The sequence below is a fragment of the Sphingomonas albertensis genome, from assembly GCF_014358075.1.
Classification (GTDB): domain Bacteria; phylum Pseudomonadota; class Alphaproteobacteria; order Sphingomonadales; family Sphingomonadaceae; genus Sphingomonas; species Sphingomonas albertensis.
Window position 1 is genome coordinate 107,796 of record NZ_JACONT010000003.1, and the last position, 13,189, is coordinate 120,984.

Genomic DNA, 13,189 nt, shown 5'->3' on the forward strand with positions numbered 1-13,189 from the left:
CTCCCGCGTGCGCGGGAGAACAGTCAGGGTCGAGGCGTCAAACCCGCGTCCGAAACGGTGAAAAGTCCGTCCCCCGGTCGTAAACGTCCACACCCTCGCGCCGTTTCAGCCACCCCACAGCGACATACGTCAGCGGCGTCAGCAACACCTCCCAGGACACCTTCAGCAGGAACTGGCTGACCATCACCATCAGCATCGCCTCCACCGGCCAGTCCGGCGCGCCGTAAAACGCGAGCGGGTAGAAGATCAGGCTGTCGAACGCCTGCCCCACAACCGTGCTGCCGATCGTCCGCGTCCACAGCATCCGCCCCTGCGTCCAGATCTTCATCCGCGCGAGCACGAAGCTGTTGGCGAACTCTCCCACCCAGAACGCACAGATCGACGCGAACACGATCCGCGGCACCTGCCCGAACACCGATTCGTACGCCGCCTGCCCGGTCCACCCCTTGTCGGGCGGCAACGCGACGACGACCGCCGACATGAACACCATGAACAGCATCGCGCCGAACCCCGCCCAGATGCAGCGGCGCGCGCGCGCATAGCCGTACACCTCGGTCAGGACGTCGCCGATCACATAGCTGACAGGGAAGAACAGGATCCCCGCGCCGAACGGCCACGCGCCGACGAACGGCAGGTCGATCACCGCCCGCTTGCCCGCGCCGATCACGTTCGACAGCAGTAGGATCGTGACGAACGCCGCCATCACGAAGTCGTAATAGCGGAAATGCCCGCCGCTCACCGCGTTCGCGGCCACCGGTTCGAGCCCCCGCTCCCCATTCCCGTCAATATCCATCCCGCCGGTTATGATCGAGGTTCCAAGCCCGCACAATCCGCGCTAGTCGTCGCCGCAGCGCGCGCCCGTAGCTCAGCTGGATAGAGCAAGGAGCTTCTACCTCCTCGGTCGGGGGTTCGAACCCCTCCGGGCGCGCCAACCGCCCGCCTTTTTGTTGGGACACGCTGACCGTGCCTCTATGCCAACCTTAGAGCGGCCTCTTACGGCGACGACGGGTCAGCGGGGACTTGCAGCTATCGTTACCAAAGCTAGGCGCGGCCGCCTGTCCTAATTTGGGCTGGCGCCATTACAGACAGCCGGCCAAATGCGCTTCGATTTGAACAGGCTTCAAGATCTCGGAACTCGTCAGACGCCCTCGGATCAGGAAGCCCCCGGTTCCTCCTAAAGGAGAACACGACATGGTTTTGGAAGATCGCGAGCAAGCCAGCCTGGCGCATCTGAAGGAGCGTATTCAGAAAATTTCGGGCCATCTGGACATGGGAAACGGCACGTCGGTCGCTAATGCTCTTTCGACCGCATTGGATCTGGATCTCCGCATCGGCGCCCCGGAGGACGGGGAGACTGTACTGAATGCGCTCCCAGATGCCGAAATCGACGATCTCGCGGGCAAGCTTGTCAGGGTCTATGGAACTAAGAACATGGAGTTTACGCTGCCACTCGGCACGATGGTGGCCTCCAGCGCAATTGGCGACGTCCGGTTCGGACACGAGCGCTGGCTGCTGGACGCAGGACGGCCGGGCCTTCATGCGATGGCGAACATACGCCGCGACGCGCACGGGCCAAACTTTGATCTGCTGCGATCGCACATCACTCGCCTGACCAGAAATCTCCCTTGCGGGCGCCTCGGCCTCCCGTTGCCGGCGTTCATCGTCGGCGTCTCCGAACGTCATCTCCTGCATTTCAGCCCGTGCGATGAGGCTGGCGGCGTGGTGCTGGAGCGCTGGGCGAACTGCACCGACGCACCGCGGTTCACGGCGGCATCGCCAACGCAGATCCTGGAGTTCGCCGAATCGATCGTTGCCGACATGAAGACCTTTTGGGAAAGGCGCGAGGCCATCGCCGCACGCGCGAGGAAAGTCCGCGCGCTAGCGGACGCCGCCGCGGCCGAGCATGGCGCGGAAGTGCTGCTCTTGGCGGTCGATCTCAGTGATCAACGGGATAGTGAGAGGGTCGACATGTACGTCCACTACCTGGCGATAGACGAAGCGATGCGCGTCGGTTCGGTCCTCGACCTTCTCCCGGATCGGGATGACATCACGGCGGCGTCCTACGAACCGCCGAGCGGCGTATCACACCGCCCGTTCGAACGCGCGAAGCTGCACAGGCTCGGCGCGGATGGGCGGATCGACGACATGGCGGCGGCGGTGGCGGCCGCCGCTCCGGGCGGCGCGAAGGCGGTATTCGCGAAACTCGCGATCGCTTACGAATCGACCTTCGAGGTGTCGACGGGCAACACGCCGATGTTCGTCGCGCTGTTCTGGCGTGACGGAACGATCAAGGCCGACATCTCCATGGCCGGGAAGGTGGAATGGTACCGCGAGAGACTGGAAATTCTCGGCCACCTTCTTCCGGAGACCGTTCGCGAGTCGCTGCGTGGACGGACCGTCGACTCCATAGCAGCGCTTCCGTTTTACTGCGCTTGCAAGATTGAACGTGCGGGAGATCTCGTCGGGGGTATTCGTCTGGATCTTGAGATCGGCACGCGTCTCGTCGACCTCTCGACCGGACGGATCTGGGATGGACCCGCCAGCGGGCACTGACGGTTCCCGATTTGCAGCGGCCAGGTGTGACCCGTCACGTCGGCCGGCGATATACCCGTCCGTTGGACAGCGGCTCTGAAGGACGTCGAGCATTGGCGACCGTTCAGACTTTATACCGTTGCCGACGAGTTTGAGCTGAGCGTCAGGCCGCCTTGTTTGAGCGCACGGGAATGCTTAAAAGGACGCTAAGACGACTTACTACGCTGACAGGGTAATAAGTCGTTCCGTTCGAGTCGCGAGTGACGAATCGACCATCATTCCGCATCCGCGCCGGGGCCGTACGTTGCTCATATCCACCGGAGCAAAGCGCCCGGCTGGATGTCTGGGGTTGATCATATGACCTCCCACCAAACGAGCTCGGTTCGATGATCGCGACGATCCATGCGTGTCCGCCTGTGTTTCGAGTTTCCACCGTCGGGCATAGCCACCGCCGCCGCCCTTTTCACGAAATGCCGCTCCATCTTCGCACTCCAGCTTCGAAGCGGCAGACCGAACAGGTCTGCTTCCCACGGTCCCGGAACCATCGAGATCAACACGTCTTCCGAGGTGGTACTCGCGATGGAGAGAACCTTCGGCCCGAAGGTCAGGTACATGTCCATGACCACTTGGCCATTCCGGGCGTTGAACGATGACCCCAATCTCGCGTTCGAACCGCCTGGCGTCACGGTATTGCAAGGGATGCGCGAGAACGGCGACGTGATGATGACCGACCAGCCCAGGCCCGGGTCGATCGTGCGAACGCGGGCCTCGCCGCCGCCAGGCAGATCCAACCCTTCCCAACTCCCGTGCATATGGTCGTGAGCTAGAGCTGCGTCGCGGATGATCCGCGCGCGGTCGATGTTCCTCAGAACCTTGATGTCAGTGGTGCAGGGGTACTTCGGCATGGTGCGGTCCTCGTGAAATGAACTTTTTCGGTCGGGTTCCTTCCGTCCGAGAGCGTGATCCCGTTGGTGACGATCGATCCATTCTCTCGGCATCATGATACGGAGCATGATAATAGGCATTTGGCAGATCACCTTTTCGAGACGGGGATCGATCGGGGAGGACGATCTCCCAACGGCACATCAGGCTGATCCCGGTTGCCCGGTACAATAATGGTTCCAGGTCTTTCGCGATCGGCTCTGCTCGAAGCAGCCCCGCCGTCGCGTGCCTGGCGATACGCCCCGAAGCGAATGCCGCACGGCTAATGTCCCAGCTCAAGGTTACAGACGAACCCTGATCATTCAGGACGGGTGGAACATGCATGACGCGGCAGACGACTTCCTCGCAGACGCTGCCGCGTCCTCAACAAGCAGCCGGAGAAACGACGAAACGAGACCTGCGATGGTCCAGTATCGTGCGGAATACCCGAACGTGCCTACCGACAGGGAGCGGGCGCGGACCACCTCGATCTTCGCCGCAGCCCGCGCCTCCTGCATATGCGATCGCCCCATCAGTCGGTCCTTCGAGGCCGCCGGCTCGACCTACGCGAGGCTTGCCGGACGTGATCGGGCGCGATTGTCGGGATCGTACGGTTCGCCTACGAGCAGCGCCAGGAGATGCTGCGTCAGTTTCGGCGCGCCGTGCCTGAAGGCCATGCCGCCCCACGCATCCCAACGATCGAGCCTGATCGCCAACCAGACGTGGAAACGATCCCGGCTGTCGAGGTCGCTGAAGGTCTGGCTCCATAGAGTGCGGTTGATCGGGATGACGTCACCGAGCCCGGCACCGATCAGGACGACGGCGGGATGCCGTCCGATATCCTGTCGGACGAAGCGGTACGGCAGAGCAGAGGAGAAATCCTCGACGCGCTGCAACCAGGCCGAACGTTCCGGCTCGGAGGTCTCGACAGGCTCCATGGTGCGAATGGCATCGAGCCCGATCGGGATCGCCCTGACCTCGGAAGGTCTCGTCGATGCCAGCATCACGAGAGCGGCATGGCCCTCCTGCGTCAACCCGTCGCCGAATGCCCCACCGCCGGTGAGATCGAGACTTCGGAGCCAGAACCGATAGAACCGCCAATAGTCCTCCTCGCCCGCGAACAGGTCGTGCACGCTTTCCGACACGTGCACCGTGCGCCGGTCGATCGCGGCGAGAACCGCGAGAAGCCGCTCGAGGACGTCGTCCCTGAACGCCTCCTGTTCGGACCTCATGCCCAGGCGGGACCGGAAGAAAGCCTGACGCACGGACTCCCACCGTCTGCCCTGCTCGTCGACGAGCGGCAGTCCGGATGCCCCGTCCGCGTGAAGCCAGTAGCCCCAAGGCAGCGCGGGGTTGCGCAGCTGTTCATACGTCACGACGCGTTCCTCGGATCGTACGCGTCGAGGCCTCGGGCCGGACGATCGCCTCGAATCGAGGACGATGGATCCCGCCCCTCCGCGATCGCGTGCAACTGCGCCGCCATCCCAGTTATCTCGCGCGCGACGTAGGTTTCGTCGCGGTAGACGCGACCATTCTCGGCGGAGAGTGCCTCGCGGTGGCGGGAGCCCGGCACCAGATCGTAGGAATGGTTGCAGGAGAAGCCGAACCACCACAACTGGGCCGGGAGCGCCGCCACGGCTGTCGCCGTGGCCGGATCACGCGCCCAGACACCTCGCCGGTCGTGCACGTGGCATACCGACACCTCCGGCTGTCCTTCCTCATCACACGGTTCGGCGTAGTCTATTCCGCCATGAACCTCGATCGGAGGATCGTGCGGGAGCGCGTCCTCACCGAAGCCGAACAGCGGATGGGATGGACCTACACCGACGAACCCGGAGAGCGCACCATCTTCGCCGCGACGCATGATGCACGGCAGGCCCGTTGGTGCATCGAGCCAGGACACCTTGTCGGCTTCGTCGGCCCAGGGCCCCGAGCCGCTCGGGTGAACGGAGGGCACCCGGTAGATCTCGAGCGCCTCGATCTTCGTACCGGCGATGGCGTACTTGCCCGGATCCTCTCCGGTCGTGGCGAGCGCGCCGCCGGTGCGACGCGACTGTGGCTTCTTGGACATTTCAGTCTCCTTCATTCGAGTTGAGACCGGGTCGCCGTCCGGCCTCGTGGACCGAAAGGTTCTGCGGAATTCAGACACGTGTTGATCGACGCCGGATACGATCGTGTCTCGTCACCCGGCCTGCGGCGGACACGTCACTCACATTCCTTCCAAATAGAGAATATAAAACCGTATGCTCCGAACCCCTCCGAGTCGTCAAGCGCTATTATAATCTCTATATGGACAGAATAGGTGCGTGGTTGTCAGGGTAGAAAGCGGCTGCGTGCCGTCACGCGCTCGACGTCCGGACCGAGGGCTTTCGGTCTCGCCGCGAAATCGTAGACGTGCCCCGCCAGCCAGAACTCCTCCTCCATGCGGTCCTCGTCGGCGACCTCGCGACACCACATTTTGCGTTCGGCGTTCCATCGGTATCCACGTTCCCGAAGCAGGTCCTTCACCGAGAAGTCCGCGCCGCGTGCGCGGAACAGCCAGCTGGGACGGCTTCCCCGGTCCAACAGGACCGACAGGGCGGTTCGCCCGTCGTCGAACCGGTGACGGAGAAGCTGGATGAGCGCGTCGACGTCGGCATCGGCCCGATGGCCACCATGGAAGTAGCCCGCCTGCATCAGCAGGAACCCCAATGTCCGTCCGTCGAACCCGCGGGCCCGCCAGTCCACCTGCGCCATGCTGCAGACCCAGTTCAGCCCGCGCGCGCCCTCGAGTCGGTTTTCGACCCAAACCCTGTCGAAGGCACTATTGTGCGCGACGACGAAGGATGCGGAGTTCAACAGCCTTTCCGCAGCGTCCTCGTCGATGAAGCGACCCTCCACATCGGCATCGGAGAGCCCCGTGAGCGCCGTGATCTCAGCCGAGATGGGACGCCCGGGGTCCTCGACCCAGGCATAGGGCTGGTCGACATCCGTGATCACGCCATCTGCGTCGTAGCGAAAACGGCGGACCGCCAGCTCGATGATCGCCCCGCTACCGGCGTCGAGTCCGGTGGTTTCGACGTCGATCGCTATGCCGACGTGCCGACCTCGCCCGTCTCCCTGCCCCGTCGGCCCGGTCTTGAGATCGAGACGGCTGATTACGCGATGGTCCTCCGCTCCGGCGGACGAAGCGCGGGCGGTCTCCATATCGGCCATGACTGTGTCTCCCATGCGTTCGGTGGAGCCGGCGATGCGGCCCGTGGCGGCGGCTTGTCACGCCTCGATCCGCTGCTCGATGTCGACGGCGAACCCGAGGTTCGCTGGCTTGCGCAGGTCGCGTTCGACCTTGCGGATCGCGTCGGCGACGGCGTCGGGCACGAGCGCCATCGTCAACGGCGACGCCGGATGGAAGCCGAGCCGGATATCCGCCCGCGCCGCGATGTGCGCCCCGAACCGCAGGCGGAGTCGTTCAGCGACGTCTTCCGGATCACGGGCGATCGAGGCGTGGAACGCCTGCAGCATGATGTTTCCACCGGTGTACGCGATGGTCGCCGTCCAGAGCCGTGCGCGACCTGTCGAGCGACGCGCGGAGTTGTCCGGACGCATGCCGCTGGGGGGTGTGCGACTCTGGAGGTTCGGCTCGTCGTCGTCCTTCAAAAGGAAATCGACATCGGCCGCATCGAAATCGAGGCCGAGCGACAGACCGTGGACGAGGACGCCGCGCATGCAGTTGTCACGGTCCAGACATGCCTCGATCGGCGACAGACCTTCGAACATTCGCCGAGGCGAAAGCATCCAGGTCATCGGGTCGTGCGCCACCGACTCGCGCTGGAAATGGGTGGCCGTCTCGGATGCCACCAGCGCGACGCGGGAGATCGCGCGAAGGGTCGTGACGACGATCTCGTCGGACGGCTGATCGTGATCGAGCGGATCGGCGAACATCGCGTCGCTCGCGGGTTTGGCCAGGGGGCTGGTCCTGGAGATTGCGGGTTCGTGGACGTGAACGTTCATCTTCGTTCTCCTTCTCGCTATCGATGTTCCTCGCTCGTGCCGGGCAGACGCTTCGGATGCCGACGACACCAATATGGAACTGGCACAATATAGTTCAATGGTTCTAGAACTATCGCACGGATATTCTTTGAAGATGTCGCGACAGCGACCTGCTGACGACATGGCAGGCGGCGCCTGGCGATCGAGGGCCGCCCAGTCCCGCATCGGACATTGGGTCGGCAATGCGCGAACAAGGCTTTGCACACACCGCGCACCGGATGGTCTCTTCCATCGACGTCGAGAGGAATTTCTGGAGTTGTTTCAGGAAGAGAAAATCAGATGCGGTCCAGACCTGCAGACAAGGTACAGGATTGTGCCGAGATCCGCGCACTCGTCGCAACGTCCGAAGGGCTCGTCGACGATCATGATCCAGGCGAGGTGAGCAACCTCGCGGGCAGCCTCTGCGGACTCGAGGGCTTCACGATGCGTGAGATCGAGGAGCGGTTCAGACCCTACATGATGCTGAAAGATTTCCACCACGTGCGGCTGACGAACCTGAACCGGAACCTGCCCTGGGGAGGGTTCTACACCGACCCTCCCAAGGCGTTCCCGCTCGCAGACCTGCTGGCGGCGGCGCATGCGGCCGCGGTCCGTCCGGACGTGACCGAGAAGGGGCCAGGCGTCTGGACGGAGAAGGTAGCCCTTCCGGTCAAGGATCCCGGCGTGCTCGAACTGGGATTGCGCATCGTCGCACGGAACTGAGCCGGATGGCGGCAACGATCGAACGATCGCCAATCGCCCCTCGAGGCAATCTAAACGATGTCCGGGGTCCAACCGTGGTTGCGACGGATGGCTGGACTGCGAACGGCTGCTTCATGCCGACTGCGGCAGCGACCGGCGCAGGCATCCGTCGAGGGCTCTGCCTCCAAAGAGGGCGACAGCGAGCCGGACGATCGGACCATTAGAGTCCCTGCCGGACAGTAGCGGTCGCCCGCGAAATCGGCTCGCGACCCCGTGGCTCTACCTGGCCGGAACCATCCCCTCGCTCCGAACCAGAAACCGTCGTCGTCGCCATCGCAGCGACGGCCGCGACGATCGGCGCGCCCTCTCGACACACGACGCTCAACAAGAAGGACGGCATCGCCATGGACGACGAATTGAAGAACCTCGACCTCTCGGAAATCGACCCTCTGAAGTGGGCCGAATTCCGACGCAGAGTCTTCGTCCTCGAGCAGTACCTCGCACTACCGAACCCGACGTCGGCGGACAGGATCCGCCACGGCGCGAAGCTGAACCTCGGAGCACAGCAGTTCCAGAACCTCGTCAGGACCTGGGAGACCGACCACGACCCGCGCAAGCTTTCACCAGGCGTCAGGAAACGGGCGGTTCGTCACAGCCGAAGTCGACGTGGGGGCGTCGACCCGGCGGCACGCGAGATCGCACGGGGCGTCATCGCGGAACTCGGATCGTCGGCCTCGCTCCGCGAACTCGTGGAGCTCGTGAGGCTGCGCTGCACCGCGTTGAGGATCACTCCGCCATCGCGCGGGACGATTTGGCTACTGTCGGTGGAGGCGAGAGGGTCGCCCTCCGAACAGCATGGCAACGCGATACTCGTGGCCCGCGCCTTCCTGAAGCTGCCGGTCGAGACGGCGATGGGAACCGTCTTCCCGGAGCTGACGGTAGCCGTGAACGTGTCGACGAGACGCATCCTGGCCATCGAAACCGCTGATCCCGAAGCTACGCCGGACCTGCGCGATCTCGCGACCGCCATTCGTGGCCGCGATCCCGTCATCCTCGCCGACCTAGGGATCCGCACCCGGTTGTCGCGCTACGTTCTCGGACGCACCCCCATGGCGACGATATCGGAGAAGGACGGGCGACGAACACTCGCACAGGTGTTGGGCCGGAAGATCGGCCTTCTCGAAGTCGCCTACCGGAACCTTAACGGCAATCCGGCGAAGTCGATGCACTCGTTCCGCGATCGCGCGTTGAACTTCGACGACGCGAGAACGGCTGTCGCATTCGCCATGGAACGCCACAACGCCGCCGTAGCGGCAGCCGCCGAAGCGGACCTGTTCAGCCGCGTGCCATCGGTTCCAGAAGCCTGACGAGTTCCCCAGGGGGCAACGACTCGCCGTCGACTGACAGATCGGCAAGCACCGTCGCGTTATGGTCTGCGATCGGAACATCGAGCCGTGCCAAAGCGTCGGCGTCATCCAAACCGAGCGCATCCGAACCTTCCGTCCCCAACGCGTCGCCGGTCCGGCCAGGCAGAAGCTGGATGGGACCGAGCTTGAGACCGACGTGCTCGCGAATGTAGCGGCCATATGTCCCCTGCCCGACCACCTGCGGCGTGCTTCCTCCCGTCTCCCCGTAGACCTGCTGCATCAATTCGCGCACACCATCCATGTCTGTACCGGGTACCAGCTGAACGTTCACGAGCTGCGGCGACCAGAGACGCCCGGGGAACGATCCCGAACCGATCCGTCGCTGGGCATCCCGGGCGGCGGCCGCATAGCCTGACGCGCTTTCGGCGGGGGAGCCAACAGAGCGACCTAGGATCAGTCGCGTGCCGCGATCGATGATCATGAAGACCGTGTGCCGGTCGCCGTCCTTCCGGCGCAGCGAGCTCGCAGAGCAGTCGAAGAGAATCTCCTGGCCCGCCTGCCTAGCCTCCCGCACCCGGCGGATCTCGCGCTCGACGTACAACCTCAGTGTATTCTTCTTGGGCAGGTCGTCAGCGGGCAACCCGGATCGATCGCCGAGAAGCTGCGCCAACTTCGCCACGGATGCGGGCGGGATCGCATTGTCACGCACCACCTCGGCGACCACCGCCTGGAGGGCGTTCACAATGTCCGGTTTGAACCGCTCCCGCGACTGGGTCGCGACAGCGTAGGTACCGAGGCTGCGAAGTGAACGCGCCTCCGGCCATGCCCGCGCCATCTGGTAGAATCTGCCCAGTTTCACCCCGGCGTCGGCCGCCGCCTGCTTCGCAGTCAGACCCTCCTCGCCGCCGCAGTACCGGTCCAATGCCGCGATGCGCTGCAAAGCCTTGGCACGCCGCGCCGGCGGCATGTCGGTCCAGATGGCGATCTCTTCGGGAGCCACGTCACGGCCGAGGACCTTTGAGAGACGATAGTCCACCGGGATCGCGGTGATCCGCATGTCAGGTTCCATCTCACTCTGACGGTCGACATGATCGACCTGCGCCGACGCGACGTTATCGGGCGCTCCGGAAACATCTTCGTCAACCACTACGCTTTCCTCGATGCGCCGTCGGTGCAGCGCCAGCGTCCGCACAGTACCGCTGAGTTCCGAGCGTTGGAATAGTGATTACACGGCTCGAGGCGACAGTCACCGCATGGTATGAGACACCGACCCTTCGTCAGGACGAGTCGAGGATACTCGTCAATCGAAAGCCGTCGGACCGGACGATGCCCGCTGGCCCCGCGCCGCCCGGTTCTCGCTGCGGGCGGCGTGCCCGGCGAGTATGCTGACCATCATCAACTCGTAGTGCTCGAGCGTAAACCCGGCGGAGGTGAAGGCACGGACCTCCGCCGAGGCGACGCTGTACCCTCGATGCCAGCTGAGTACGGCCAGACGGCGTAGCGCTTCCAATCTGGGATCAGCCAGTTGCAGGCTACGACGGACACCGAATACCGACGCAATGGCCGTCGCGATCCGACCAGGGACCTGCAGTGATCGAACGGTATCTTTCCGTGCCAACGCCACGACCAGCCATTCCAAAGGAGCGAACGCAGCTGCGGTCGGCTCAATCGCGCTCAAACCCTGACCTTCCTCGACTGACAGCGATGCAGCTGGTGCCGGGGATCTCGCGAGTTGGAGGACTTCCGAAAACCCGTTGAAGTCATAATAAGCCACCGGCTTTCTCCTCCGCCCGAAATTGCATGTGCCGCTATGCGATCGCCCAAACCGTGTCGCCCATCTGCCCGTACCGTCGTGGTTCTAACGACTGGATTTGCGAGCATCGAAGACAGGATCTCGTAACCTACCGAACGGTATATAAACCCGGGAATCGAGGGTCAACATAAACATACCGATCGGTATGGAGCTATCGCATTTGTCACTTATCGCCTGGCTCAGGAAGCTGAGCTCTAGCCGCCGTGAGTTCGCGAATTGGGCGTCAGGCGGGTGGGCTCACGACCTTGCCCGCGTTGCACTCGAGCAGTTCGGCCGCATCGAAGTCGCGGCCGTCAACCTTGAAGCCGCGGACGCCGGACATCTTGCGCGCGATGTCCTTGCACGCCCTCAGCATCGCGACCGGGCGCCGATCGACGCTGCCCGAACAGCCACCCGACCGACACTGCCAGATGATATCGGGATACGCGATGACGACGACTTCCCGCGCGTTGCTTCGCCCCACGTCCGCGCTGGCGGTCAACCTGGCAGGCGTAGCGGCGCCCGCAGGAGCCACCGCGCCGAAGAGCGCCAGCGCGAGGATCGAAGGGCGGTGCCGCAGGGCGATCAGGTTCTTCGATGTGTGGTCGAGCATCGTCAGTCTCCTTCTTGGTGATCAGATATCGCCGGCGGGCGAAGACGTGCGGCCGAACATCGCCTCAGACGAAACGGTCTCGGCCCTCGATCACTCCAGCCGAACGCGGGCCATCACGGACAGTCCGGGCCTCAGACGTCCCACGTCGGACTGGCCGGGATCGAAGCGGACGCGGACCCCGACCCGCTGGACGATCTTCGTGAAGTTCCCGGTGCCGGGTTCGAAAGGCAGCAGCGAGAAGCTCGACCCCGAACCGGGCGCGAAACTGTCGACGCGACCACGGAGCTTTACCCCCGGAACGGCGTCGGCCTCGACCACTACGGGCTGACCCGGCACCATGCGCGCCGTCTGCGTCTCCTTGAAGTTCGCCGTCACGTACAGAGCGTGCAGCGGAACGAGCGTCAGAAGTCGGGTGCCAGGCTGGACGTAGTCGCCCACCCTCACCTGCCGGTTGCCGACGGTCCCGTCGATCGACGCGTAGATGGTCGTGTGACGCAGATCCTGCTCCGCCAACGCCAACGCCGCCTGCGCACTCGCGACACCGGCTCGCGCGGTCTCGACCGCTGCCATGAGCCCCTCACGCTTCGCACGCGTCACCCCCTCGGTCGCGCCCGCGACGACGAGCATGGCGCGAGCGCGTGCCGCGTCCTGTTCGGCCGACACGGCCTTCGCCGTGTACGCATCCGCGTCGCGACGGGCCACGGCACCGCTCAGAACGAGCACGTCGTAGCGCCGCCGATCCGCCTCGGCGCGCGATGACTGCGCGTCGGCCGATCTGATCGCCGTTCGAGTCGCCACCGTCTGGGCGGAAGACAGGGTCTGTTCTGCATCCAGGCTGACGAGACCCGCGCGCGCGGCCGCGAGACCCGCGACCGCATTCGCCAAGCTCGCCTTGGCGGCCTCGACCTTGGCGGTGAACTCCTCAGGATCGATCCGGACGAGAGCGTCGCCAGCCTTCACCGTCTGATTGTCGCGGACCAGGACGGCGGCGACGAGGCCGCGCACCTTCGGGGCGAGCGACGTCGCGTCTGCAGCCACATACGCGTCGTCCGTGGTCTCGGAACTCGGCGCCGAGGTTATCCAGAGGGCACCGGCAATCGCAATCGCAATCGCGATCAGGCAGGCGATCGCCGTGCGGGCGGTCGGAACCGGCAGACGTCTGGACTTCTTCGAAGCCGCTTCGGGCTGCGTTGTCATGGCGTCCATCCGAGATCCCTTGCGCTCTTCATATGATGAGTATAATATTACGACCAT

General features: G+C 64.2%; 13 protein-coding genes and 1 tRNA gene. 4 read left to right on the forward strand and 10 right to left on the reverse strand.

Annotated features, from left to right (window positions below; translation table 11 throughout):
• Positions 1-37: 37 nt before the first annotated feature.
• A complete protein-coding gene (locus tag H8S47_RS02740) occupies positions 38-793 on the reverse strand; it encodes a queuosine precursor transporter (protein ID WP_187502394.1) in 756 nt (251 codons plus the stop codon).
• Positions 794-854: 61 nt separating this feature from the next.
• On the opposite strand from H8S47_RS02740, the gene H8S47_RS02745 reads away from it, so the two are divergent.
• Together H8S47_RS02745 and H8S47_RS02750 are read left to right on the forward strand one after the other, a co-directional pair.
• A tRNA-Arg gene (locus H8S47_RS02745) sits at positions 855-931 on the forward strand.
• 260 nt (positions 932-1,191) lie between these two features.
• On the forward strand, positions 1,192-2,553 hold the full coding sequence (locus H8S47_RS02750) for an SH3 domain-containing protein (RefSeq protein WP_187502395.1): 1,362 nt from the start codon (positions 1,192-1,194) through the stop codon (positions 2,551-2,553).
• A gap of 332 nt (positions 2,554-2,885) precedes the next feature.
• On the opposite strand, the gene H8S47_RS02755 is transcribed toward H8S47_RS02750, so the two are convergent.
• From H8S47_RS02755 to H8S47_RS02775, 5 genes are all read right to left on the reverse strand, one after another.
• A complete protein-coding gene (locus H8S47_RS02755; RefSeq protein WP_187502396.1) occupies positions 2,886-3,437 on the reverse strand; it encodes a hypothetical protein in 552 nt (183 codons plus the stop codon).
• A 579-nt stretch (positions 3,438-4,016) separates the two neighbouring features.
• Positions 4,017-4,829: a hypothetical protein gene (locus tag H8S47_RS02760; protein WP_187502397.1), complete on the reverse strand. Its 813-nt coding sequence runs from the start codon at positions 4,827-4,829 to the stop codon at positions 4,017-4,019.
• Positions 4,826-5,524: a hypothetical protein gene (locus tag H8S47_RS02765; protein WP_187502398.1), complete on the reverse strand. Its 699-nt coding sequence runs from the start codon at positions 5,522-5,524 to the stop codon at positions 4,826-4,828. Before H8S47_RS02765 ends, H8S47_RS02760 begins: the two co-directional genes overlap by 4 nt.
• A gap of 242 nt (positions 5,525-5,766) precedes the next feature.
• Positions 5,767-6,648, reverse strand: coding sequence for a 3'-5' exonuclease (locus tag H8S47_RS02770; RefSeq protein ID WP_187502399.1), 882 nt, complete (start codon positions 6,646-6,648; stop codon positions 5,767-5,769).
• Between the two features lie 57 nt (positions 6,649-6,705).
• Positions 6,706-7,443, reverse strand: coding sequence for a hypothetical protein (locus H8S47_RS02775; RefSeq protein WP_235982563.1), 738 nt, complete (start codon positions 7,441-7,443; stop codon positions 6,706-6,708).
• Positions 7,444-7,761: 318 nt separating this feature from the next.
• On the opposite strand from H8S47_RS02775, the gene H8S47_RS02780 reads away from it, so the two are divergent.
• Together H8S47_RS02780 and H8S47_RS02785 are read left to right on the forward strand one after the other, a co-directional pair.
• A complete protein-coding gene (locus tag H8S47_RS02780) occupies positions 7,762-8,184 on the forward strand; it encodes a hypothetical protein (RefSeq protein ID WP_187502400.1) in 423 nt (140 codons plus the stop codon).
• 383 nt (positions 8,185-8,567) lie between these two features.
• Positions 8,568-9,530: a hypothetical protein gene (locus H8S47_RS02785; protein WP_187502401.1), complete on the forward strand. Its 963-nt coding sequence runs from the start codon at positions 8,568-8,570 to the stop codon at positions 9,528-9,530.
• On the opposite strand, the gene H8S47_RS02790 is transcribed toward H8S47_RS02785, so the two are convergent.
• From H8S47_RS02790 to H8S47_RS02805, 4 genes are all read right to left on the reverse strand, one after another.
• Entirely contained in the window at positions 9,499-10,677 is a 1,179-nt protein-coding gene (locus tag H8S47_RS02790; protein WP_187502402.1) for a hypothetical protein, read from the reverse strand. The two genes, H8S47_RS02785 and H8S47_RS02790, sit on opposite strands and share 32 nt — an antisense overlap.
• Before the next feature lie 153 nt (positions 10,678-10,830).
• Entirely contained in the window at positions 10,831-11,304 is a 474-nt protein-coding gene (locus tag H8S47_RS02795) for a hypothetical protein (RefSeq protein ID WP_187502403.1), read from the reverse strand.
• Between the two features lie 262 nt (positions 11,305-11,566).
• Positions 11,567-11,935, reverse strand: a complete 369-nt coding sequence (locus H8S47_RS02800; protein ID WP_187502404.1) for a CC_3452 family protein — start codon at positions 11,933-11,935, stop codon at positions 11,567-11,569.
• Between the two features lie 90 nt (positions 11,936-12,025).
• Positions 12,026-13,141, reverse strand: coding sequence for an HlyD family secretion protein (locus tag H8S47_RS02805; RefSeq protein WP_187502405.1), 1,116 nt, complete (start codon positions 13,139-13,141; stop codon positions 12,026-12,028).
• Between the last annotated feature and the right edge of the window lie 48 nt (positions 13,142-13,189).